Here is a 23,318-nt window from a genome sequence, read left to right as displayed (position 1 = left end):
AAATGAGACAACTTCTTTCCAGAGTCACAGATTCGATTCTTTTAAACCCGATCCGCTCGTGCAGCGTCCTCGCCGTGTTTCTTCTTTTGTCTCTATGGCAGGCCTCCAAACTCACGGTAAACAGCAACAACCTCGATCTTCTTCCGAAGGACAACCCTTCCGTCGTCAAGACGCAGAAAGTGATCGAGATGATCGGCGGGAACGGATTCTACATTCTCAGCATCAAGTTCAAAGACGAAAAGGGAATGACGGAACATCTCGTCAAAGCCTTTGCCGCCAAAAAAAAAGGGCAGCCGGAGATCGCCGAGAAAGAGCTGAAAGAAGCCGAAAAGATAAAACAAAAAAACGTTTCCTATTACAAAGAGCGGGAGAACGCGATCAAGAAAGCTTCGGACGTCTTAAACGAAAGACTTCTGAAAGAAAAGGATTACGTTCAATACATTTCCTATCGTTATAACGTTTCGTTTTTGCAGGATAGACTTCCCCTCTTCCTAAAAACGGAAGACTTAGTCGAAGTGCGCAAACGGGTCAAACGCAAGATCGACGAAGAAGTCGAAAAAGCGAATCCGTTCTTCATCAAACTGAGCGACGAGGAATATAACCCGGACTTCAACGATATCCTCGCCAAGTATCAAAAACTTGCAAAAAGAGATATATTCGACGAATATAATATTTCTCCCGATAAGGGAATGCTGATCTTTCTGATCAAACCGGCCGGTTCGTTCACGAACATCGAGTTCAACATCGCGCTCGATAAAAAAATCAAGGAAATCGTAACGGAACTCGCGCTGGACAAAAAAGGAATTCAAGTCGGTTATACGGGAACGTATCGTCTTCACCTCGACGACTACGAAACGCTGATGGCTGCGTTGAAGCCGATCGCAGTCGCATCCTTAATCGGAATCGCGATTCTTCTTTTGTTCTTTTTTAGAAATCCTCTTTTTATTCTGATTCTGCTCGTTTCTCTTCTTTCGGGAATCCTGTTCTCTTTCGGATTGACTACGATCGTAATCGGTCAACTCAACTCGGTTACGAGCATCATCGCTTCGATCCTGATGGGACTCGGGATCGACTACGGAATCCAATTCTTATATCGTTTCCGAGAAGAATTCACCCGTAAACAGGACATGCTCCGTTCGATCAAGGATACGATCTATCACACGGGGATCGCTTCGTTTATTTCCGCCTTGACGACCACGTCCGCGTTCGTCGTTCTTGCGTTCTCCGAATTTCGAGGATTCAGCGAATTCGGGATCATCGCGACCTACGGAATTTTGATCATCGCGGTTTCCATGTATGGAGTGACCGCGCTTCAGATCACGCTGTTGTTCCGTTTGTTTCCGTCGCTTAAAAGCAAGTTTTTGTTATCCGCAAAAGAGCAGACAACTTCTCCGCTTCTCTACCGTTTTTACAAAAAACCCGGCCTCTTGACGTTAGTCGTTCTTGTGTTCGTCGTGGTGATTTCATTCTTCAGTTTCGCGCCCGGAATCCAGTTCAATTATAACGGACGGGATCTGATGGTGGACAACCTGGATTCGGTCAATCTCTACGACGAGATCGGAGATCGATTCGATATCAGTTCCGATCCGCAAGTCATCGTGGTCGATACATTGGAAGAATCCGAAGCCGTATTCGATTATATGACTCCGGTTCCGGACGAAATCGCGGGTTCGGTGGATCAAGTGGTTTCTCTTTGGAACTTCGTTCCACCGAAAGGACAACAAAGAGCGAACCTGAAGGTTCTGAAACAACTGCAAACGGATATGAAACCGGTCAAAGCGGGATTCTTAAAACCGGAACAAAGAAAGTATCTTCCGGTCGTAAAAAAATATCTGAGCGTAAAGGAATACGACGTTTCCGCAGTTCCAGTTTACTTCAGTTCTCAGTTTAAGGAAGTAAAAGGTTCCAAAGAAAAAGGACATCTCGTATTCATCTATCCGAAGGTGGCGCTTTGGCACGGACAAAAACTTCTGAAGTTTTTTGACGCAGTGGGAGAATTGCATTATCCGAAATTGTCCAGAAGAGTCTTAAACACCCTTCTCTACAATGAAAACGGAAACTCCGCAACCGATCCGGTCAAAGACAAATGGAACTCGGGAGAAGAACGTCTCATCGTAAAAGCCTTGAACACGTATTCGGCCGATCAATTCAAAGACCTCGGACTTTTGGAAGGAACGATTTCCTTTATCTTAAAAACAAGACCGTTTTCGTCTTTGGAACAAGCAAGATCGCATCAATACGTTTCGAACACTGCGGGAAGTTTGATCCTATTCGCGAATCTGATCAAGATCGTTCAAAGAGAAGGAGTCGCCGCCTTCCTCATCACATTGGTCTTGGTCGTGATCGTGTTGATCCTATTCTTCCGAGGAATCGTTCCGGCGTTGATCTCACTCATTCCTCTGGTCCTCGGAATTTTCGTGACGCTCGGAATCATGGCCGCGTTCCGAATTCAGCTGAACTTTATGAACGTTCTCGTGTTTCCCGTGATCGTCGGCTACGGAATCCAAAACGGAATCTATATCTACTATCGATTCCGAGAGGATCACGACGTTGTCCGCGCCATGTCGATGGTGGGACCGGCGATCATCGCTTCCACGTTAACCACTCTTGTCGGATGGAGTTCCCTTTTGATCGCCGATCAGAAAGGTTTGAAGTCGATCGGAGTCGTAGCTTCCATCGGGATCGCATCTTCTTTAATCATCGCATTGAGCCTCGTTCCGGCGGTTTTGGAAATCGTATATCGCTCCCGCAAAGAAGAGGAAGAAGAATCCAAACCGATCGGCTTCGTCGAAGAAGAATCCGATTCTTCTTCGACTACGGAAGGTGCGTTTGCTTCGAAGTCGACGGCTTCGGAGCCCTCTTCTTCCAAAAAAGCGGCCAAGAAGAAAACGACTAAAACCGCCGCGACCAAAAAAGCCTCTCCGAAAAAGAAAAAAGGAACCCATTAGAATGTTACGATATTCTTTTATACTCGTTTTAGTTTCCCTTACGATCGCGAATTGCACCGTAAAATACGTCAAGGCCGCTCCGGTCTGGGAAAAGGAATTGACCACCTTCAAAAGACTGGCCGTTGCCGTTCCCTTGGAAAGCGAGGCCGGGGTTTCCGAAAAAAAACTCGCTTCCAAAATCGCGGAAAACTACCTTTCTCACCATAAGGAATTTATCATCTATCCGTATCGTTCCGGTAACGCCGTTTGCGGAGCTTCCGATAAGAAGGTTCAGGGAATCTTCCAGTTGAAAATCCGAGAGAAGGAAAACGGCGACAAGGTGGAACTGAGCGCCCTTGCGAAAGTGATTCATTGTGCCAAGGGGGAAACTCTCTGGGAAGGATTGGCGGAGAATTCTTATTCTAAAAACACGGAAGAGAATCAATCTCTCATCAACACATACACGCAGCTTTACGGAAAAGAAATCGCCGGCAAGGTCAATGCCTATTTCTTTTTACTTCAAAGCCTTTTGGATAAACTGGAAAGCCCCGTTTTAACGGAGGAAGAAAAGGACGAAAAAATCGAGGTCGAAGCAAGATAAGAATTCTTCCTTTCGAAATCCGCACACTCATTTTTATGACGCGCGGCGCTTCGCGATGGAAAGAACGAGGGTTACTTGGCGGACGGGGAGGAAATCGTTTCGAGGAACGTGTTGTATTCCACACATTCAGGAATTTGATAGGTTACGATCGAACCGCAATCGGCGCGTTCCACGCTTTTGATACAAAGCTCCGCTTCCAATTTCAGATTATCGCTGAGTTTTTTTAATACGATCGGCTCCGACTTATCATAGTCGTAATTGAAATCGCTGTAACACTGCGCGTTATCCGGATAAGTTAAAGCCGCTTCCTTTCTCAGTTTGCCTTCAAGAGAAGCAAGATACGGCTCTTTACAACGGCTCATCTGCGAACAATAAGTCTCCGCGACTTTTTTATAAACTTCCGCGGAAGCGGACTGCGACACCGGATTCTTTTTTCCGCAATCGGCCGTGAGGATTCCCGCTAAAACGAGTCCGAAACTTACCGTAAAAATGCCGCGCATATAGAAAGAATAGAGATCGAACCCTCGTTGGCAAGTTTTTTCCTTACGCCGAACGAGCGCCGAAGTTCCGAATTCACATACAAGAAAAACGTCGATTTAGGACTTCGGATTAAATCGGAATCCCGAAAAGGCGGGCGCTGTTTTCCAGAAAGATCTTTCGTTTGGTCTCGGCGCTCAAGGAAGAATTCAATAAATTGCAGATCGGATGACTGAGCGCATACGGAATGTTCGGAAAATCGGAACCGAAATGAACCCGATCCGGATACCGTTCGAGAATTTCGAGATACGGATCCGTCTTTTCACCAGTCGCCAAAAAATCCACGAAAACCATCGTAGTATCCAAACGAAGCTCGGGAAAAATTCCGAGAAGCTCCGCATATTCCCAAACTTCCGAGGCACCCATATGTGCGACGACCACCTTCAGTTTCGGATAACGTTCGATAAAGGATTTAAAATATCGAATATTCGTATAAACTCCCGGAAGCGGAGCGTCCCCCGAATGAATCACGAGAGGAATTCCTTTCGATTCAAGATATAAAAACGTGTCCGCAAGATCGGACCTCGTCAGATCCAGCCGCCCCACTTCGCAATGAAGTTTAAAACCGCGAAAGCCGTATTCCTCCACGGCGCGTTTCGTATATTCCAGACAACCTTCTTCCGGAAAAAAAGTTCCGAAAAGAATCGCACCTTTCGTATGTTGATGCGTTTCGAAGGTCCAGCGGTTCAGACCTTCCGCCATTCTTTCCTTGTGCGCGTAGTTGAGAGTCGTAAAACGATGAATTTTATTTTTCTTTAAGGTAGCAATTCTTTGCGTTTCATTTTCACGATACGCGATCTCCCAATGAACTCCGTCGAACCATTTCCAAATCCGCTTCATCACGTATTCGGGAAAGAAATGCGAATGAATGTCTATGATAAACGGAAGTCCGTATTTCTCCATCAAAGGGAGGTGAGCGGGAGAATCGTCGTCCCTGAGCGGAGGAAGATTTTTCGGATTCTTCCAAGGAAAGGGAGAATGATCCGAAGCGGCTCGGTTGGAGGAAAGAATATGATGACAACAAGGAAGCATGTCTTCATTTTTCCGTTCACAAAGAACAAGTCAATCGATTGTCCTCTTTTTTCCTTGACTGATCGATTCGGGAAGGTTCAATAACGGAAATTTTTTTAGGAAAAACAAAGCTAATGAACCCACTCTTACAAGCCGCAAAAATCGTATCCGCATTCTTCTGGATCGTCTTCGGAGCCGATCTATTCGGTTTTATTCAAATGGGAGAACCTCTGGACTTTTTGATCAAGGTGGTCGGATTCGGAACTCTCGCAGTACATTTGATGGAGATCGCTTACTTCTGGCTCACCTTCAAACATAAATCGACTAACCCGGCGTTAGACGCTCTTCAGATTCTTGTCTTCGGAGTCTTTCACATGATTCCTCTCCGAAACAACAAACAAGCGTAGAAGGCGCAGAAATAAAAAAACGGCCGAACCATTCGAGCCGTTTTTATCCGAGGATCTATTCCGCTTATTCTACAAACCGCTCCTAGAATTCGCGACCTTTATGCGAGCGTCGAAATATAGTGGACGACTAATCTTTATTATCCGAATTTAAAACGTAACGTTCCAAAACGAAACCTTCCACGACCTTCCTTTCTTGAAGAGAATACTTCGACGAACGGATCTCATACTTCGTATTGATCCATTCGTCGTAAAAATCCTGAGGTGCGTTGATGTCTTTCGGTGGCGTTAAACCGAAGTAAAATACCTGAAACCCCCGCACTCGATTCTTTTCAAGAACCGATTCCAATCCCTTCCAGGAAGTCTCGTCCTTTGCCACAAAATGGGGTTTGTCCAAATAGGAAGTCGAAACCAGAAACATATCGAAAAGACTTTTATGAACCACCGGAAAATCGGGATAAGCTTTCCATTCTCTCTGAAGAATCTCGTGATGTTTTTTTACGAAGTCGACGACTTGAATATTCTTGCGGGTATGAAATAGACAGAAAAAAATCTGAAGGATACACAAGAAATAAACGGCATAATGCGCGCGCCTTCTTTCGGAATTCTGAACTGTATGAATCACAATTCCGATTAACAAAGTAAAACAATAATACGAAATTTCCGTAAATCGTAAACCCGCATACAAACCTCCCGGATTGTACGGACTAAAGGTCTGCACCAAAAGTATTCCTAAAATTCCGGTAAAGAGAAGAACGGAATATGCACCGCTCCAATCGGATTTTTTCTTTTGTAAAAAGAGAAATCCTATCATTCCAGCAATCATCGGAAAACAATACGAAAACAACCCTATCTGAATCGAAGAACCGAAGAAATACCCCTTCAACAATTCGAGTTTTGTCGTCAGATTTAACTTCAGAAAATCGGAATACGAAAGTTTGCTCCTGATCCCAAGCACAGCTCCGAACTCGTGATAATTATACAATGCGAGGATTACCCCACCGGCCAAGAATCCGATCAGCAAAAAGCGAAAACGTTTTAAAAGCTCCGGAATGGATAATTTTAAAAACAAAATCGTTCCCAAACCGAGGGCACAATAATAGAACACGCTTTCGGAACGTAAAAATACCGCAAGAGAACCCGCAAATCCGTAAAGAACAGCCGTCTTAGATTCTTCCGCTTGAAGCGCAACACCCAATGCCGCATTTAAAAACAACAGAAAACAAACGTTCGAGATTACGGTTTCCGAATATTCAAAACCTGAATTTTGCGGATAACCAGTAAGCGCAAGAATCCCAACGGCAAACCCGACCGAGTCGGATACTCCGAAACGTTTCACGGATATGCAAACCGTTATAAAAGCGGCCAAAAAATAAAACGATAGAATCGCGAAATTTAGAAAGCGATATCCGGTCCATCGATACAAAAGAGCAAATCCCTGCGCAAAAAAAGAAGGATATTGAAATCGGCAGGTCCGATCGGATTTTACCTCTTCCGTATAAACGACCCAAGGATAATGAAACGGAAAGTATCGAAACTCTAAATCCCAACGTCCGCCTTCGTAATAACAATCGTGATTGTTAATTCCGTTCTTTGCATATTGAGCCGTTTGATAAACCTTGATTTGAGCATCTGTTTGAATCAAAGGAGAGGCTCCCGAATCCCATTGAAACCGTTTCCAAACAAATAGGACTACAATCGAAACGGAAAGAATCGCAAGAACGATTCGAACCGTTCCTTTTACATTGGAATTTAGAAACAACTTTTCCATTCGAACTACAGCCAATGAATTCCTTTCGGAATATATTTCTCGGGAAGTTCGCTTTTAAAAAAACCTTTCTTGGATTGAATCAGATTAAAATACACGATATGACGCAGCGCTGCCACTCCGTCTTTCCAGGTGATCTTTTTCCCTTCCAAATAATTTCTCGGATAATACGAAATCGGAAATTCCTGAACACGGATCTTGAGTCTAGCGATTTTCGCGGTGACTTCCGGCTCGAAACCGAAACGTTTCGATTCTAAGTTCACGTTTTTGATGATTTCGGAACGAAACGCCTTGTAACAGGTTTCCATATCGGTGAGATACAGCCCGCTCAGAAAATTGGAAACAAACGTTAGGAAGCGATTGACCATATAATGAAACGTTCTGTGAACCTGTCTTCCGTCCTTCTTAAATCGGGAACCGAAGACTACATCCGCTTTTCCTCGCATCAAAGGTTCGAGCAGCATGGGAACCTCGTCCATATCGTACTCGAAATCCGCATCCTGCACGATGAGAAAATTTCCGGTCGCAGACTCGATTCCCCTTTGCAACGCAGCCCCCTTGCCTTGATTTTTTTCCTGTAGCAAAATTTGATGCGCGGAACGAAAACGAAACGATTGAAGAATAGAACGAGAATCGTCTTTGGAACAATCGTCGATGAATACTAGCTCCTTATCGGTTGGCAATACGAGCGCATCGATTTTGGTCAAAAATTCTTCCAAATGACCGGCTTCGTTGTAGATCGGTATAATGAGAGAAGTTTTGTCGTTTGGTTTTTTTATTTTGCCGCTTGGCACGGATTTCTTCTTTGCGTTTGCCATTCTTCATAACATTTCTTTGGAAGAATGGAAATCGTCAACGGTTTAACCGGGGTTCAAACTACGATCAAAGAGATTTCCGCAACTGCCGCCCCTTCCTGGAAAGCGGAGTGTCGATCACGGTTTTTTCTACTTGCGGATACGTAACGCTTTCCGCCATCGCTTGTCCTTCTATAATCCCGATTACGGACGGGCAGATACGACATCAGCGCGGCAAACGATTTAGAATATCATGATATTCTTTAACCATTCCCTGAACCACGTCCTTTGCGGGAATCAAACCTTGGATCTGAGCCACACCGTGACCCGCGGACCAAATGTCTCTCCAGCGTTTGTATTCTTGATCTAAATTCTGCGATTGTCCGCTGTGCGAAAGATCTCCCGCCTTCTCCACCGATTTTTTCAACCAGTTTGCGGGAATTCCCGAAATCTTCTCGGTATAAACGATTTCTTCCGGGCCGGATTCTATGAGCATTTGCTTGTAACCTTCGGACGCCATCGCCTCGGGGGTCGCAATCAAACGAGTTCCCACATAGACCGCGTCCGCATCCAATGCAAGAGCGGCCACCATTTGCGCACCGCTTGAAATCGCACCCGCCGCGACGATGGGAAGACCGGTTTCTTTTTTGAGATACGGATACAAACTGAACGGAGAAATATTTCCCGCGTGACCGCCCGCGCCTTGCGCGACTGCGATCAAAGCGTCCGCTCCGGCCTTCGCAACGATGTTCGCGTGTTTCAAGGTGGTGACGTCGCAGAAAACTTTCGAGCCGACGCTCTTCGCTTCGCTGACGACGGTGCGCGGACTTCCCAAACTCGTGATCAAAAGTTCGACCTTTGCATCGAGAACGACCTCGAGCTGCTTCGACCAATTGGGGTTATGCGATTTATGAAGAATCAGGTTGACCCCGATCGGCTTCTTCGTTTTAGAACGGATCTCCTGCAATCCGTCTTTAAGTTGTTCCGGAGAACGATAATTGAGAGAAGGAAAACAACCGATTCCTCCCGCTTCGGAAACGGCGACTACCAGATCCGGATACGAGACTAAAAACATAGGAGCTCCGATAATCGGCAGGTCGATTCCGAGCATTTCCGTAATTCGAGTATTCAATTTCATTCTGAGAATTCTTTGAATAACAGTTGTTTTAAGCAAGGAGGATTTTTCTTCCCAAAACGAAACGCGTACGAAATTCTGCAAACATGATCGTGATCCTGTCCTCGTATAAGGTTTTGGAAGAAAAGGTGGAAGAGTTTAAAAAGATCAGCCACGAGATGGCTAAGGAATCCCTCGATACGGAAGAAGGAGTTCTAAGACTCGATGTTCTGCAAGCCGACGGAGATCCCGGAAGATTCGTCTTTATGGAAGTGTATAAGAGCGAGACCGCGAGAAAAAAACATCTCGAGACTCCGCAGTTCATTTCCTGGCGCAGAGCCGTGCCGGAATGGTTCAGCCAAGGAAGCACTTCGATTCAATACAATCCGGTTCACATCGATCTTCTCGGATGAGCGTTTGTTCACCCCGCTAAGAAATACGTGGACACGATTCCTTTTCCTTTGATGTCCACTTCTCCTCGTTTTTCCAACTGAAAGAGAGGAGACGCGGCGCGGTAGAATTCTTCCGTTACGTGAATCTTGCCGGGAATTCCGTGCGATTCCATTCTTGAAGCGAGATTGACCGAATCTCCCCAAAGATCGTAGATGAATTTTTTTCTTCCGATCACACCCGCGACGACCGGTCCCGAATGAATCCCGATCCGAATGTTCAGATTCTCGCGGACCAGTTCCTCATTCGTATTCACTTCTTTTAATATATCCAATGCGAGATTTCCGATTCTCTGGATATGATCTTCGCAGGGAATCGGAATTCCAGCGGCCGCCATGTACGCGTCTCCGATGGTTTTGATCTTCTCCACTCCCCTATGCTCCGCAAGTTCGTCGAGTCTGGAAAAAAATCGATCGAGAAGACCCGCGAGTTCGTCCGGCGTTTTGCGCGCGGCAAGAAGAGTAAACCCTACGATGTCCGCGAATAGGATGGAACATTCGGAAAAGTATTCGGAAATTTGGGAATTCTCGTTTTTCAATCGATGAGCGATCGCGTCCGGAAGAATGTTCCGTAACAGAAGATCCGATTTTTCCTTTTCCATTTCCAGATCTTTCGTCTGCGTATCGATCGTCTTTGCCTGCAAAAACAACTTACGAGTGGTCAACTCCAAGGTATAACCGGCGATCACCGCAAAAAACTCGGAGAACCATATTAGAAAACTATAAACCGCTTTGTTCTGGGAATCCAGACTGTCGTCGATCAAAAGTCCGTATTGATACGCGCCCAAATAGGAAGAAGTCGCGATAAACGCGGGTAACGTGCGGATTCGCAATACCAAAAACGCGTAATACGCGATGATGATCAGAATGGTAAGAAGAATCGCGTGCTGATTCCGGATAAACACGAAACCCACATAGACCGCGACGAATCCCGCGCTCGTATTACCGATAATGGAAACCGGAACCATGCTAAACCGAAATCGCTTTAACGTGGAAAGAAAAAGTCCCAAACCGAAAACGGCGCTTCCTTCCAAAATCCAAAGGACGCGATGATCGCGTATGAGAAGAATATCGTAGAAAAGAAGAAATACCGCGATGTAGCCGAACACCGCCGAGATCGCCCCGATTCTTACGAAAACCGCGATATGATCCCGAAGAAAGGATCTGAATTCTTTTTCCAACGCCGGGTCCAAGAATCGAAGAATATAACTCTGAAACATCGGACGTATTCTTACGGTTTCGGAATCGGGAGCAAGTATTTTTGAAAGCGAAGCTTTCACTTGACATGAATTCTCATTTTCTGTAGTCTGTAACTGAGAGCTTTACAGATATGACGAGTCGATTTACGGTCGCGATCCACATTCTTTCCTTGTTGTCTTTGGGAGAAGGGAAAACCAAAACCTCCGAAGAACTCGCGGAAAGCGTAAACACCAATCCCGTCGTAATCCGAAAGATTCTATCTCTTCTCAAAAACCAAGGAATCGTCCGCAACCAGATGGGACCGAACGGTGGTTATTATCTCGCGAAACCTGCGACGGAAATCAATCTGAAGGAAATCTACGAAGCGATCGACGAAAAGATCTTTCAGATGCATTCCAAATCCCCGAATAAAAAATGTATCTGCGGTCACGCGATCCAACCGATTTTGACCAAGGTCTACGACAAGGCGCAAAAGGTTCTCGAAGAAGAGCTCGGCAGCACCAATCTCGACTCCATCACCCGCGAAATTCTAAGCTTTTCCAAACGCTGATCCCCGAAGATCAAGTCTTTTATGAACAGAAATCGTTTGTCGTAGGTACGACAAGTCGCGATTTTTTTTGTTTGGCTTCTTTCGGAATCGATCACCGAAACGTTCCGAATGGGTTTTGAAATAAGATTTCGATTCGTATTCCTGATTGTAACTTTTTCGGATACAAATAAATTCCCGTCGGTCTAATACCTACCCGGAGGTTTTATGATTCAATGGGTTCAATCGGATTCGAAAGAATCCCGGCTTACGAATAAAAACACGAATCCCTCTTCCTCGAACGACGACGAGTTGATGGACGCGTATTCGAAAGCGGTCACGAGCGTTGTCGATACCGTAAGTCCCGCAGTCGTTCATCTCAAAGTGAGCGGCAATCGAATGGGAGGTTCCGGCTCGGGCTTTTTGATTTCACCGGACGGCTTTATCGTAACCAATCAGCACGTGGTTGAAAATTCGCAGGAAATCAGCGCGGAGTTTCCGGACGGAAGAAGTCTCAAAGCGATGAAGATCGGAGAAGATCCGATGACCGACATCGCCGTTCTCAAAGTTACGAGCGATCAATTTCCTTACTTGAATTTTTCCGATCCAACCGCCGTGAAAGTGGGACAACTTGCGATCGCGATCGGAAATCCGCTGGGTTACGAATCCACGGTAACCGCCGGGGTTGTGAGCGCACTCGGAAGAAGTCTCCGTTCCCGTTCGGGAAGATTGATCGAAGACGTGATTCAAACCGACGCGGCTCTCAATCCCGGAAACTCGGGCGGTCCTTTGGTCAACTCCAGAGGACAATTGATCGGAATCAACACGGCGATCATTCCTTCCGCACAAGGAATCTGCTTCGCAGTCGGATCGGGAACGGCAGAATACGTCATCACCCGATTGATGAAGAACGGCTTTGTCAAACGCGGTTATCTCGGAATCGCGGGACAAAATCAATCCGTACCGAATCGACTCAAGATCTTCAACAAACTCGAACAGAATTCGGGCGTGCTTGTCGTCGAGATAGAACAGTCCTCTCCGGCTGCGATAAGTCTATTAAGAAAAGGTGATATGATTTTGACCTTGAACGAACAGACGATCCGTTCGATCGACGACATGCATAGAACCTTGGACGAAAGCACGATCCAAAAGGAACTTCCGATCCGCGTATTGCGCGAGGGATCGCTTAGAACGTTTCGGATTAAAAGCGGGGAAATTTAAAGCGAAGATCAGGCCGCGCCCGAATCGACCGTTCGAGAGAGATCGATTTAGTTCGGGCCGGGCTCTCTGCTCCTGTCAAGTTATTGCAGTAATTTTCGGATCGAGCGAAACCGAATCGAAAAAAGCAATAACTTGACACCGCTTCGATCCCTCGCGGGTGGAATAGACCGTAGCAGCTCCGATATTTTCCGTATTTTCCGGAGAAGTATGAGTTCCAACATTACTACCGATATCAAACAAACACGCGCAAAACGTCAGAGGAGCAAAGTGTATTCGCTCCTGGAATCCGACATAAATCGTAAACTGTTGGAACTCATACGTTTCCAGAGATTCAAAGCGGAGTATCGATCGTAAATAGCCCGTTGTTAATAAGTCTTTGTAACTTTCATTCACTTAGAGCCTGTCCCCCAAAAACCAGAAAAAAAACTGAACAACGCCCATAAAAGCTGTGTGTTTTCAGCGAATTTTGGCTTTTAGAAGAATGTTTTACCGATTGCAAATCGTTGTAGTTCCCACAGTTTTCAGTTTTGGGCAAGATCTTAATTTTTAGAATTTTGAGCTCGTTCATTTCGAATTAACCGAACCCCACTTTCTGGCCAGTATTCAAGCTCTCTCCAGCTCTGAAGATAAAAGGTCTCTTTATCCTGAACTCTACCTTCGAATCCATCAATTAAGAAAACATAATCGAATTTTGGATTCAAAGGAGATTCGCGGTTCACAGATAAAAACTTATTGTCTTTTTCTTGAATAAAATAATAGTTTAGCGACGGTTCCAGAAGCCAATCAACTCCAACGGATATCCGCTTTTCTTTAATTTGCGGAAGATGATTTACATCTTTTTTCAAAGCTAAATACTGCACGCGGGAAGTTGAATCGTAAGACCAGTAATTTGTTTTTCGAACGTTAAACGTGAATAACGAAAGGGCAATGGTCAGAGTCATCAAAAAAATTAGCAGATAGCGATAAAAACGAATCAATAGATTTTCCGATTCACCAAGAGAACGAATAAGAACTGATAAAAAAAGTGCGTATATCGGAAGAATATAAAGGGCGGTTCGTTCGTAGGGGAATCCTGTGTGAAAGAAAATATCCATTACAGAAGGCGATACGGAAACAAAAAAGAATGTTCCTGCCACCAGAAGATCTTTTTGATATTTGTATTGCTGCAAATCTTTTCTTATAAGCAGACGATATATAAAAAACAAGACAGCAGGCAAAAAAATAAACAAACATATTTTTGAATAAAGTATTTGATTTTCCTTAGTTAATATGGGAGTCCAATCACGTGCAATACTTGGCAAAGTTCCGGTTAAATAACCTTCACGATTCTGAACGTAAAAAAGATTTTGCTGTTTAGCAATCGGTAGAGTTTTTCCGTAAACTTTGTTTAAAAGGAAAAGCGCAGGAAAAATCGAAATAGCATAACGTGTTAGCAATTTAACAATCCGTATACGATTAAAGCCCTCCGTTCCGTTTTTATTCTTATTGAGCTCTACAATGAACTGAACAATTTCAGTTAGAGCAACCCCTAAAATTGCAAAAGCAATACTTAGATTTGCAATTAAAGCCAGCGAAAAAAATATTCCCGCTACTGAAAGTCGAAGAAAAAAACGTGAACTTTGATCTCGATCGATTGTTAGCCAGAAGAAATAACCTGCAAAGAAGAGAGAAATCGATAAGCCATAGCCCCGCGCAAGGGCAAAGAACTCCAATAAAAGAGGGGATGAAATTCCATAAAGAAAAAGAACCGAGAGAGTCCAATCTTTTATTTCAAGTCTAATTAGAATTGTAAGAAAAATAATTATGAAAACGAATCCAGCCAGTATATTTGGGAAACGAACAACTAACTCGCTCATAGGAAAATAAGAAATGAGAAATTTTATGCTCGCAGTGTTTAAGGAGTGATTATTTGCGAATTCTTCAACAGGAGCAATTCTAAGTCCAAGAATTACGGAATAGCTATTTGGGACATGCTTAAGGATAGTAAATGCTTCATCGTGAGTTATCGGAACGAGAATTGCTCGCGAAACAATATAAATTCCTATAGCAATTATAATCGAAAACAAAATCGCTTTATTATAAACTTTTATAGAACGCATAAATACCCTATCTTTCTTTCATATGAGAAAAAGGATAGTTTATAGGCTGTCAATTCTAATTATCTTTTCCTTCTACTCTATACCAATTTACGCAGACTTTCGAATATTGATTGCAATTGTTTCCTAATTCAAATTTTATTTTTCTTTGAAACTATCGAACTCCATTGACAGAAATGATAAAGAGGTATATTTAGCGATCAATTCTCAGATAGTGTCTTTAAAGTTTCGCGCAAATAGAATGTTAAGAACTGCTCTCAAGCCGCGCAGGCTTTGCTTAGATTTTCTAATTCGTTAGAGAGTTCTAATAAATTCAGTTTTCTTCTTTTGGCTTTTTCTACTGCATTGGCGTTGGTGATCATCGTCTCTTAAGTCTAAATTATTTGTGGTAAAATCATTTCCACTTTCAGAAGAAATCGGGACCAATGATTTCATCCCGACCGCCAAGGGAATACGATCGCAACACATTTCAAAAACAAATTGTAATTAAAAGAAAAAAAAAATAAAATCAATGGTCGAGGTCACTATTATTACACGACATTTGCCCATCACTTTTTAGAAGCATGTCGATTTAGCAATTTATAGCGGAGTATCGATCGCGAGCAATTCCGACTCTTCCAAAAATCGAACCGTGAGTTTCGCGGAAGCAGGAATACCGAATCCGTCCCTCGCAGATAACTTTTTCCCTTCGATTTCGACCGAACCGGAAATCAAAAAGAAATACACTCCCCCATTTGCATTTTTTGGAATATACTGGATTTCTAAATCTTTATTTCCGTGAGCCAGGGAAAACGTAACGTTTTGATTGATCCAAACGGCTCCGCTATTCTTGTCCGGAGAAACGACTTCCCGGAATTTACCGCGGCGATCATCCACGTTGAACTTCTTCTGTTCGTAACGAGGTTTAATTCCGATTTGATCCGGCAAAATCCAGATTTGCAAAAAATTGACCGGATCGGTCGCGGAAGCGTTGAACTCCGAGTGAACGATTCCCGTTCCCGCGGACATGATCTGCACTTCTCCAGATTGAATCACCGAATGATTTCCTTCGCTGTCCTGATGTTCCAGGCTTCCTGAAAGAGGAATAGAAACGATCTCCATATTTTCGTGAGGATGCGGTGGAAAACCTTTTCCGCCTAGAACGATGTCGTCGTTTAAAACTCTCAGTTTTCCGAAATGCACTCGGCTCGGATCGTAATACGAACTGAAGCTGAACGTATGTCTGCTTTTGAGCCAACCGAAATCCGCCTTTCCTCTTGTTTCTTGCGCGTGATAGACCGTTTCCATAAATCTCCTTGTAAGTTATTACTTTTTAGACTCGAACAGAGGCTTTCCGGAAGGAATTCGGGAGCTTATTTTCAATTTTTCGAATATTTCAATTCTTCTTGGAACGGAGATAGAATTCCTTTTCCTTTGGATCCAATCGTTCGACCGCAGCCCGCAGCGTAACTCTAGGCAGAGTTGCACAATGTCGGTTTAAAAAATCGAGCAAACGCGGCTTGTCCTTTTTTCCCGCTTCGCGGACCCAACTCCCTACCGCTTTCTGGACCGTTTCATCACGATCATCCTTGAGAATTTCCGCGATTCGAAAGGTCTCGTTCGGCTCCTGATTCATGATAAAATACGAGGTGCTTACGATCGCAGTTCTTCTTTCCATCGGATTTTTGGAACGAGCCAACCTATACAAAGGTTCTCTGGATTTGTCGAAAAGAAAACGGCCGATCACCTGGCCCGCGGAACGATCCACGAGATCCCAATTGTTGATATGTTTGTGATTTTTCATGTATAAATCGAAGAGGCGCTTTCTGAATTTTTGATCGCGTTTCTTGTCTCTCGCCGCAAAATCCAGAATACTCACGGCCCCCATTCGAATTTCGTAATATGGATTTTTTATAAGAACCGCGATTTCCCCCAACGGCATGTTCTTATATTTTTTCGCGGTTTCGAATATTTTCCCCATCTGCACGCCGAGACAAAGATTGGTTTCGCTTCCATTGTGCAGAAATCTGGAATTCTTTTCTAAATCGACTTTCGTTTTAAGAGCGGTCAATTCTTTGATGAATTGTTTTGCCGTAAGTCCGGCCGATTTCTCGTTCCGAATCGAAGGCCCGACCGAACCAGTTTTCGTTCTTTGTTTCTTCTCTTGCAACTCCGTATCTTCTTTGACTCGATACTTTACGATCTTTGTGATCAGCTTTAAGGGTAAAGGTTGATCCAAAGGAAATTGAATCGCGCCCTTGGATGTTTTGTATGCTGTCAGCTCGGGTAGAAAAACTTTGACTCCGATCGAACCGGGATAAAAACCGATGTGATTTTTATATGCGGCAAAGTAGACCAAGTTACGATACAAAGCGAACGTAGGCATCTGATACGCGATTTTTTCCGTAGCCTTTGGAGCCGCTTTGGAGATCGTCGTCCTCATCGTTTTTAAGAGAGATCGGATTTCCTTCGGAAATAAGGCGATATATTCATCTATATTCGAATAACGTAACTTACCGGATTGCATCATTACCCCTTTTCCAACACGTTTCTTTACGTCGTTGTTAAACGAAACGGCTTCGATTTACGACAAAGTTCCGCTCGTTCGGATTTTCATTCTTAGCACAAAGGATTGAATTCCGCAATCGAATTCGGGTTGATAAAAGGACTTTTACGATTGGAAGGAAGCGGTATTCGTACGTATCGGAACTACGAGGATCGGCGAACCTTCAAAAAAAGAACCGCAAAACTCCGGTTAGACTTCCCAGAAAAAAACCGAGAATGCTTCCGTTGATCCGAATGGTTTCCAAAACATTTCGAGTCTTCCATTCCAAATTCTTTCGGAGATCTTTCGGATCGAGACTTTGCAAACGCGTCGTAATCTGCCTTCCGATATAACCGGAAACGCCTTCATCCACCCTCTTCTCGACGAACTCCAGCACCGATCGCAAAGGCGCGTATTCTTGAAGAGTTTTGATTTCACCGATTTCCTTAAGATGAGACTGAATCAAAGTTCCTAAAAGACGACTCGCTTGAACCTTTAAAAACCCCATCAAGGATCGAACCGCTTTTTCCCTTTGATCCAGATGGAGTTCGTTCCAGGAAGAAATATACGTTTCCGTGGAAGCAGCCATCAAATTGACGAGCTTCTCGATCGTCTTTTCGTCCTTGGATTCGATCACCAACCCCTGCTTTACGTGATTCCCGTATTCCTTCAGTTTTTTCGGAAAGTCGACCACGAGGTTCAAAACCACCTGGGCAACTAAATTCATTTTTCCTAATATTTCTTGAAGAAGAGATTTGAATTCCTCCGTATCGGCGACTTTGATCATGGACTCCCCGATCAGAAGTTTGATCGTGTCCATAATCTCCTTTTGTCGGTTTAACTCTTTTAATAAAGCGACATCCGTTCCCGAAAACTGATAATGAACCACGTATTGAACGATGTCTTCCTCCACTTTGGAGAAAAGCTGGTTCAAAACCTCGTGGGTTTTTTCCTCGTTTCCGAAGGTTTCGAGTAAAACCTCGTGAACGTCGTCGCGGGTGGTCGGATCTTCCAAAACCATTCTGATTCGCGAACGGATCACCTCGTGATGCAGAAGATCGCCCGCAACCCAGTTGCCGATTTCCGATGCGAGTCTGGAACTGTCCTCTTCGATGGCCTTGTAGGTTTTCCAAACCGCAAACCAATCGCAAAGTCCACCGATCAAACCTCCTTCCAAAGCGGAAAGAACGACCTTGGAAATCGGAGTTTCCGGATTTCCGAAAAACAAAATCGAGAGAATCGCCGCCGAAAAACCGATCAGCAAAGAATTCGAAAAAAGCTGTCTTTTTCGAAACGGGGTTTTCGGAGAATCGGAGGCAAAGAACATCAATTCGATAGTTTCCTACGCGTCAAAAACGTGGCGCCGAAAAATAGAAGCGGAAGCAACAGTTGAATGAACGTGATCAAATACGATCGAATATCATAAAATACGAATCTATTTTCCTTCGCCTTGGAACAAAAATAAAACTGACCTTCCAGAGTGCGATAAACAGTTTCATCCGAATCGGATTTCCAAAGCGGGAAAAAGCCGGAACGAATCAAGATCGGAGAACACGCATTCGTTTCTCCCGTTTCGGAAAGTTTCCAATGAATAATCGAATCGTTCCAAGAAAGAGGATGAATCTCAGCCGAAGAACCGGAGACTTCTTTCTTCTTTTCCTTTTTTAGGCCCGGTTTCCGTTTTAAATCGTTCTCCGCGTCCTCTTCGATTCTTTTTTGAAAGTAAGAATTCAGCTCCGCGATTTCATATCCCGCCGAAAACGAATTCGGATCCGATTGAAATTCCTGTTCGGACAAGGGTATTAAGGAAACTTGATATTGAAACGCGGAGTTCAAGATCGACTCCGACAATTCTTCCGCTTTCAATCCGCGTTTTTTTTCGGGAGAATTCTCCGGCGTCAAAACCGCGATCGGTTTTGACGGAAGCAATTCCAAAAACGGTTTGGAAATATTCAATTTCCAGAATGTCCATTCTCCTCTTTTTTCCAAGGGCGTAAATGCGACCGGATCGGACGAAGCGATCTCGTTCAAAGCGTTCGATCTGAGTAAAACGTAAGACACACCCCGTTCCGCAAGAAGGTTCGTAAACAAACGAGACAACTTTTCGCGTTCTCCGATCGGTTGCGCGCTCCCGTTTTTGTTTTCGTTGTTAAACGAAGTTTTCGGTCCTTGCGACGGAAACAATCCTATGATTTCCTCCGCTGAGGAAGGAAGAGAACTTTCAAATCGATTCTGAAGCGTAAAGTTCCTTCGCAAAGCCCTTCGAATTAGCACGCTCGCCCATCTGGATTCTTGCGATACGTTCCCGCCCGCAATCTCTTCCGACGCGATGAGCGCTCCGTACGAGGTATTTTCGAACGTGCGCATCCATTCTTCCCTTTGTTCCCAAAGACCGGAATGTTCTTTGGATGCGTTTTCGATTCCGGTGGCCGGTCCGGGAATCGAAACGATAAACCGAATCATTCCTAATATGAATAAAGCGAGACCGGTCCATAATTTCCATTTTCCGGGTGGAAGATTTTTCAAAAAGAATCGAGCCGTTACGAGCGCGGAAAAGGTAAGAAACACGAGCGAGACGTTGAGCGCCGTATACCACCGAACATGAAGCCAAGGTAGAATCAAGGAAAGGGAAGAATCGGTCGCCATCCAGTAAAACAAAAGCGTTCCGAAAATCAGAAATCTCGAAATCGGGGGCAATAACTTTCTGATAAACAGAAGACGAATTCCGATCACGAACAAAATCGGAAACAATAGATGAATCCAATACTGATCGATAAAGATCTGTCTGAATACGTCCGGAAACTTTTCCGGTCTTGAAATGCTACCGGAAAATTCTTCGCCTAACAACGATAAAAGACCGTTGATCGGAAAGGAAATCGGCGGATTCTGCTGATACGAAACGTACCCGAAGTAATTCCAAAGAATCGGCGACGCGCACAAAAACGGCAAAAGAAAGATCAAAAGGATTTCGAGAAGTTCGAACTCGTCCTTGTAAAATAAAAAGTAAATCCCGAGAGAAACCGCGTAAAACAGCGAAGTTTCGTAGTGCGTATAAAAGACGATCGTTCCCGTGATAAGATGTTTGAAGAACGAGGAAACTTTTCCCGTATAACGAAATTTTTCTAGATAATAAATTCCTAATAGAGCAAACCCGAGTCCCAACGCGGAAGAAATCGAATTCTGAAACACGCCTACGATACCCGCGCCGACCGTTCGATCGCCAGGGTATAAAAAATAAAACATAAGCCCCGTCATCGTAAGCAATGCGTTTCCCGGGCTGAGATTCGTTTCGGTGAGAAATAAAAACCCTAGTTTTAAGAACGCGTATGAAAACAAAAAGAGCGAAATCAGAATTCCTAAATTGAACGAAACGCTAAACGGAAAAAAGAACAATAAAAAGGTGTGAAGAAAGGAAACCAAAAAGAAAAAGAACGGAGACTGAAAGTAGAAGGTGGGACTTCCCCCTTGCAGAGAACGATCGTATCCGGATGACAGAAAATTCTTAAATAGAACCTGATAGTCCTGCGCGATGAGATATTGATTTTGCAGAGAAACGGATTCTGGAATTCGATCCGAAAATAAAAAACGGAATTGTATGGATAAAAATAAAAAGACTAGGAAAAATACGAGAGGCTTTCTCGCGGCGTGAGGAATTTTCCATTTCCCCTGGATGATTTGCATGGGATGATTCTTACGAAACCCGATTTCCTGACAAGCAAAACGGGCTTTTCGATCCCTCTTTCAAATTCCGTTCCCGGAAAACGCCTTTCGGATTTATTCTTCCTTTGCGTGTTCCTGAACGTATTTTTTAAATTCCGCTTCCGACATTTTATCGGAGTATAGCGGATAAAGAGCCGCAATCAATTCTTCCAAGGTCGGGAACTTTGCTCCATCCAATTTGTAAGCCATATCAGACTCCTTGCGACTTTTAGAATCCAGCGATCGAACGATTCCAAATCCTAAGAAAGAATCGCAACTCGCGTCTTTGCCATTTTTTTCGATAGGCCTTTTCTATAAATCGAAAAACCGTTCTTAACTTAAAATCGATCTTTCGATTCCGAGCAAAGTTATATCGTCTTTTTTAAACTCGGGTAAACTCAAAGCATTAGCCGAGTCCAACAATTCTTTGCATACGCTTCCGATCGATTGATCGCATCTTTGTTCAAGCCATCGTTGCATAGAAAAATTCTCGTATTCTCCTTCCGAAAAGATGAATCGATCGGGCAATCCATCCGTAAAGAGATACAATCGAAATTCTTTAGGAAGAACCTCGGATAATTCTTCGTATTTGAATCCGGGAATCATTCCGGCATAAGGTCCGATCCAATCGAGAGAAACCGTTTTTTCGTTCGTACTTAAAATGCAGGAAGGATTTCCCGCGCTTGCAATGAGAATCCGATCCGTTTCAAAATCCAAATCCACAATCATACCGGAAAAGAAAGGGCTGACATCTCCGATTCTCGCGCTGAATCGTCCGGAAAGTTCCGTAAGAAATTCTCCGGGAGAAAGTTTCGGATCGAAGATGGAATTGTATTCGCTCTGAATCACCATCGTCATCAGAGAAGCTTGAACCCCGTGACCGATCGCGTCCGCAAGAAAGATACGCAGTTTTTTTTCGGCGATCGGACGCACGATATAAAAGTCCCCGCCCACTTTTGCGATCGGTTGATAGAAAGAATGCAGACGAACGCCCGCGTTTTTTAATACGACATCCTCCGGAACTTCCAAAAAGTCCGTTTGAATTTTGACCGCCATATCCAAATCCTCTTCGATCGTTCGGAAGGCCGCGCGAAGTCTCTGCGTTCTCTCTTCGACTTTTCGCTCCAGATTTCTGGAAAGGTCCAAAAGTCTTTGCATGTTTTTAGAATTCCGAACCGAAAGAGAAACGGATTGCGCCGCAAGAAATACGAACGTTCCGATGGAGGAATAATATCCCGTTTCCAAAAAGTAACTTACATAAAGAAGATCGTTGATCATCGCAAGATAGATGAAAATGAATCCGGTCAAAAGAATGAGAGAACCTTCCCTCTTTTTACGAACCGCTTTGACGAGCGTATACAATCCCAAACTTCCCGCGATAAAGGCGTTCAGATAATACATCGGAATCGTATGCGTAAAGATCCGCATCGGAAAAAACAAAACCATCGAAGACGCGACTATAGAGATCCACCATAACACGTCCACAAAGACTCGCTTCAAATCCCGCGGATATAAGGAAAGAATGTAGTTCAAAAAGACCGGAACCGAAAGATAAAAAGTCAAATATTCAATTCGGATCATATTCTCGTAATTGATCGCGTCCGTATATTCCAGGATCAAACGATTTCCGGGAAACAGGCTTCTCGAACCCATGATCAAACAAAATAATCCGAAATACAAAGAGGGAGTCTCCTTTCTTCGTACGATAAAAAAGGAAAGATGAAGAAAGGCCATGATCAAAAGTCCGCCCACCAAAAATGAATCCAATCGAAGAGAACGATTCCATTCGCTGCGGAGCGTTTCCGCTTCCCCGATTACGATCGGAGACCAAAATCCTCCGAGCCGTAAATCTTCATTCGCGATTTGTAATACGATTTGCAGGTCGGAGCTTTCGGGTTGGAATTCGATGAACAGCGGACGAATTCCTTCCTCCACCGCGTCCAAATTTCCGTCTTGGTTGCGAATAATCTTTCCGGAATTTAAAACGTGTTTATCGTCGAGATAGAGTTCATACGACGAACTCTGATCAGGAAGAATCATTCCCAGCTTAAATCGTTTTGCCGGAAGTTTTACGTCGAGAAGATACGTTCCAAATCCCTTTCCCTTTCTGAATTCCCCGTTCCATGCGGAAGGAACATATAAGATCTCTCCGGATTTCGAAAGAGTTTCGCCCTTTCTTCGCTGCGCGTCGAACTTCCAAGCGCCCCAGTAAAACATCCACTCGCCGCGTAAAACGAGTTTTCCTTTGTGAGCAAAGTCCCAGGAGGAAGCGTTTAAAATACCGGATCTTGCGACCGGAGGTTCTTCGTTTTTGCAGTAGGCAAGAAGCGCGCATAACGCGGCAACGGTCCAAATAAATCGAAACGATAAAAACGGCCTTCGCGTGAAACGTATCACTCTCGCAGTGAAAGATCCGGTCTTGATCGCAAACATAGAGGGAGAATCCT

Annotated in this window: 18 protein-coding genes and 2 pseudogenes; 6 read left to right on the top strand and 14 right to left on the bottom strand. The window is 44.2% G+C overall.

Annotation, left to right across the window (positions count from 1 at the left end; translation table 11 throughout):
* The first annotated feature begins 2 nt into the window (after nucleotides 1–2).
* Both LFX17_RS06525 and LFX17_RS06520 read left to right on the top strand, forming a co-directional pair.
* Nucleotides 3–2,948 carry an efflux RND transporter permease subunit gene (locus LFX17_RS06525; protein ID WP_238745740.1) on the top strand — a complete coding sequence of 982 codons (2,946 nt, stop codon included), beginning with the start codon at nucleotides 3–5 and terminating at the stop codon, nucleotides 2,946–2,948.
* Between the two features lies 1 nt (nucleotide 2,949).
* Complete coding sequence (locus LFX17_RS06520) at nucleotides 2,950–3,528, top strand: MXAN_6521/LA_1396 family lipoprotein (RefSeq protein ID WP_238745739.1); 579 nt, start codon at nucleotides 2,950–2,952, stop codon at nucleotides 3,526–3,528.
* A gap of 71 nt (nucleotides 3,529–3,599) precedes the next feature.
* On the opposite strand, the gene LFX17_RS06515 is transcribed toward LFX17_RS06520, so the two are convergent.
* Together LFX17_RS06515 and LFX17_RS06510 are read right to left on the bottom strand one after the other, a co-directional pair.
* Nucleotides 3,600–4,028: an LA_2478/LA_2722/LA_4182 family protein gene (locus LFX17_RS06515; protein WP_238745737.1), complete on the bottom strand. Its 429-nt coding sequence runs from the start codon at nucleotides 4,026–4,028 to the stop codon at nucleotides 3,600–3,602.
* Between the two features lie 109 nt (nucleotides 4,029–4,137).
* Nucleotides 4,138–5,097: an amidohydrolase family protein gene (locus LFX17_RS06510; protein ID WP_238729521.1), complete on the bottom strand. Its 960-nt coding sequence runs from the start codon at nucleotides 5,095–5,097 to the stop codon at nucleotides 4,138–4,140.
* A gap of 113 nt (nucleotides 5,098–5,210) precedes the next feature.
* On the opposite strand from LFX17_RS06510, the gene LFX17_RS06505 reads away from it, so the two are divergent.
* Nucleotides 5,211–5,483, top strand: coding sequence for a DUF1145 domain-containing protein (locus LFX17_RS06505; protein ID WP_238745735.1), 273 nt, complete (start codon nucleotides 5,211–5,213; stop codon nucleotides 5,481–5,483).
* A 127-nt stretch (nucleotides 5,484–5,610) separates the two neighbouring features.
* On the opposite strand, the gene LFX17_RS06500 is transcribed toward LFX17_RS06505, so the two are convergent.
* From LFX17_RS06500 to LFX17_RS06490, 3 genes are all read right to left on the bottom strand, one after another.
* Nucleotides 5,611–7,266: an LA_3751/LA_3752 family putative glycosyltransferase gene (locus LFX17_RS06500; RefSeq protein ID WP_238745733.1), complete on the bottom strand. Its 1,656-nt coding sequence runs from the start codon at nucleotides 7,264–7,266 to the stop codon at nucleotides 5,611–5,613.
* Complete coding sequence (locus LFX17_RS06495) at nucleotides 7,257–8,066, bottom strand: glycosyltransferase family 2 protein (RefSeq protein ID WP_238745731.1); 810 nt, start codon at nucleotides 8,064–8,066, stop codon at nucleotides 7,257–7,259. The genes LFX17_RS06500 and LFX17_RS06495 overlap by 10 nt, the downstream gene beginning before the upstream one ends.
* 202 nt (nucleotides 8,067–8,268) lie before the next feature.
* A complete protein-coding gene (locus LFX17_RS06490; protein ID WP_406600482.1) occupies nucleotides 8,269–9,180 on the bottom strand; it encodes an NAD(P)H-dependent flavin oxidoreductase in 912 nt (303 codons plus the stop codon).
* A gap of 83 nt (nucleotides 9,181–9,263) precedes the next feature.
* Between LFX17_RS06490 and LFX17_RS06485 the strand changes: the two genes are divergently transcribed.
* The gene (locus tag LFX17_RS06485) at nucleotides 9,264–9,569 is read left to right on the top strand and encodes a putative quinol monooxygenase (RefSeq protein WP_238729517.1); all 306 of its coding nucleotides are present in this window, start codon (nucleotides 9,264–9,266) and stop codon (nucleotides 9,567–9,569) included.
* On the opposite strand, the pseudogene LFX17_RS06480 reads toward LFX17_RS06485, so the two are convergent.
* Nucleotides 9,511–10,825: pseudogene (locus LFX17_RS06480) on the bottom strand (adenylate/guanylate cyclase domain-containing protein). The gene LFX17_RS06485 and the pseudogene LFX17_RS06480 sit on opposite strands and share 59 nt — an antisense overlap.
* A 110-nt stretch (nucleotides 10,826–10,935) precedes the next feature.
* Between LFX17_RS06480 and LFX17_RS06475 the strand changes: the two are divergent.
* Both LFX17_RS06475 and LFX17_RS06470 read left to right on the top strand, forming a co-directional pair.
* A complete protein-coding gene (locus LFX17_RS06475) occupies nucleotides 10,936–11,355 on the top strand; it encodes an Rrf2 family transcriptional regulator (protein ID WP_238745729.1) in 420 nt (139 codons plus the stop codon).
* 204 nt (nucleotides 11,356–11,559) lie between these two features.
* On the top strand, nucleotides 11,560–12,552 hold the full coding sequence (locus LFX17_RS06470; RefSeq protein ID WP_238729515.1) for a S1C family serine protease: 993 nt from the start codon (nucleotides 11,560–11,562) through the stop codon (nucleotides 12,550–12,552).
* 539 nt (nucleotides 12,553–13,091) lie between these two features.
* Here LFX17_RS06470 and LFX17_RS06465 read toward each other — a convergent pair.
* From LFX17_RS06465 to LFX17_RS06435, 8 genes and pseudogenes are all read right to left on the bottom strand, one after another.
* The gene (locus LFX17_RS06465) at nucleotides 13,092–14,651 is read right to left on the bottom strand and encodes a hypothetical protein (RefSeq protein WP_238745727.1); all 1,560 of its coding nucleotides are present in this window, start codon (nucleotides 14,649–14,651) and stop codon (nucleotides 13,092–13,094) included.
* A gap of 576 nt (nucleotides 14,652–15,227) precedes the next feature.
* The gene (locus tag LFX17_RS06460) at nucleotides 15,228–15,935 is read right to left on the bottom strand and encodes a pirin family protein (RefSeq protein ID WP_238745725.1); all 708 of its coding nucleotides are present in this window, start codon (nucleotides 15,933–15,935) and stop codon (nucleotides 15,228–15,230) included.
* Between the two features lie 88 nt (nucleotides 15,936–16,023).
* Nucleotides 16,024–16,797 carry a DNA alkylation repair protein gene (locus LFX17_RS06455; protein WP_406600698.1) on the bottom strand — a complete coding sequence of 258 codons (774 nt, stop codon included), beginning with the start codon at nucleotides 16,795–16,797 and terminating at the stop codon, nucleotides 16,024–16,026.
* Nucleotides 16,783–17,154: pseudogene (locus LFX17_RS06450) on the bottom strand (iron chaperone); the annotation flags it as partial. The gene LFX17_RS06455 and the pseudogene LFX17_RS06450, both read right to left, overlap by 15 nt.
* Before the next feature lie 202 nt (nucleotides 17,155–17,356).
* Complete coding sequence (locus tag LFX17_RS06445; RefSeq protein WP_406600481.1) at nucleotides 17,357–18,502, bottom strand: DUF445 family protein; 1,146 nt, start codon at nucleotides 18,500–18,502, stop codon at nucleotides 17,357–17,359.
* The gene (locus tag LFX17_RS06440; RefSeq protein ID WP_238745723.1) at nucleotides 18,499–20,853 is read right to left on the bottom strand and encodes a hypothetical protein; all 2,355 of its coding nucleotides are present in this window, start codon (nucleotides 20,851–20,853) and stop codon (nucleotides 18,499–18,501) included. The genes LFX17_RS06445 and LFX17_RS06440 overlap by 4 nt, the downstream gene beginning before the upstream one ends.
* Nucleotides 20,854–20,946: 93 nt before the next feature.
* The gene (locus LFX17_RS20805; RefSeq protein ID WP_255723529.1) at nucleotides 20,947–21,081 is read right to left on the bottom strand and encodes a hypothetical protein; all 135 of its coding nucleotides are present in this window, start codon (nucleotides 21,079–21,081) and stop codon (nucleotides 20,947–20,949) included.
* A 123-nt stretch (nucleotides 21,082–21,204) separates the two neighbouring features.
* Entirely contained in the window at nucleotides 21,205–23,304 is a 2,100-nt protein-coding gene (locus LFX17_RS06435; RefSeq protein WP_238745721.1) for a PP2C family protein-serine/threonine phosphatase, read from the bottom strand.
* Between the last annotated feature and the right edge of the window lie 14 nt (nucleotides 23,305–23,318).

The sequence above is a fragment of the Leptospira sanjuanensis genome (genome assembly GCF_022267375.1).
GTDB classification, from domain to species: domain Bacteria; phylum Spirochaetota; class Leptospiria; order Leptospirales; family Leptospiraceae; genus Leptospira; species Leptospira sanjuanensis.
The sequence above is the reverse complement of the archived record's forward strand: the minus strand, read 5'-3'. Positions and strand labels throughout refer to the sequence as shown.

What these genes read in the sequence shown, in the direction of transcription:
- LFX17_RS20805 (WP_255723529.1), bottom strand. Translation starts at nt 21,081, where the DNA reads ATGGCTTACAAATTGGATGGAGCAAAGTTCCCGACCTTGGAAGAATTG.
- LFX17_RS06440 (WP_238745723.1), bottom strand. Translation starts at nt 20,853, where the DNA reads ATGCAAATCATCCAGGGGAAATGGAAAATTCCTCACGCCGCGAGAAAG.
- LFX17_RS06485 (WP_238729517.1), top strand. Translation starts at nt 9,264, where the DNA reads ATGATCGTGATCCTGTCCTCGTATAAGGTTTTGGAAGAAAAGGTGGAA.
- LFX17_RS06470 (WP_238729515.1), top strand. Translation starts at nt 11,560, where the DNA reads ATGATTCAATGGGTTCAATCGGATTCGAAAGAATCCCGGCTTACGAAT.
- LFX17_RS06460 (WP_238745725.1), bottom strand. Translation starts at nt 15,935, where the DNA reads ATGGAAACGGTCTATCACGCGCAAGAAACAAGAGGAAAGGCGGATTTC.
- LFX17_RS06525 (WP_238745740.1), top strand. Translation starts at nt 3, where the DNA reads ATGAGACAACTTCTTTCCAGAGTCACAGATTCGATTCTTTTAAACCCG.
- LFX17_RS06505 (WP_238745735.1), top strand. Translation starts at nt 5,211, where the DNA reads ATGAACCCACTCTTACAAGCCGCAAAAATCGTATCCGCATTCTTCTGG.
- LFX17_RS06520 (WP_238745739.1), top strand. Translation starts at nt 2,950, where the DNA reads ATGTTACGATATTCTTTTATACTCGTTTTAGTTTCCCTTACGATCGCG.
- LFX17_RS06475 (WP_238745729.1), top strand. Translation starts at nt 10,936, where the DNA reads ATGACGAGTCGATTTACGGTCGCGATCCACATTCTTTCCTTGTTGTCT.
- LFX17_RS06490 (WP_406600482.1), bottom strand. Translation starts at nt 9,180, where the DNA reads ATGAAATTGAATACTCGAATTACGGAAATGCTCGGAATCGACCTGCCG.
- LFX17_RS06495 (WP_238745731.1), bottom strand. Translation starts at nt 8,066, where the DNA reads ATGGCAAACGCAAAGAAGAAATCCGTGCCAAGCGGCAAAATAAAAAAA.
- LFX17_RS06435 (WP_238745721.1), bottom strand. Translation starts at nt 23,304, where the DNA reads ATGTTTGCGATCAAGACCGGATCTTTCACTGCGAGAGTGATACGTTTC.
- LFX17_RS06515 (WP_238745737.1), bottom strand. Translation starts at nt 4,028, where the DNA reads ATGCGCGGCATTTTTACGGTAAGTTTCGGACTCGTTTTAGCGGGAATC.
- LFX17_RS06510 (WP_238729521.1), bottom strand. Translation starts at nt 5,097, where the DNA reads ATGCTTCCTTGTTGTCATCATATTCTTTCCTCCAACCGAGCCGCTTCG.
- LFX17_RS06465 (WP_238745727.1), bottom strand. Translation starts at nt 14,651, where the DNA reads ATGCGTTCTATAAAAGTTTATAATAAAGCGATTTTGTTTTCGATTATA.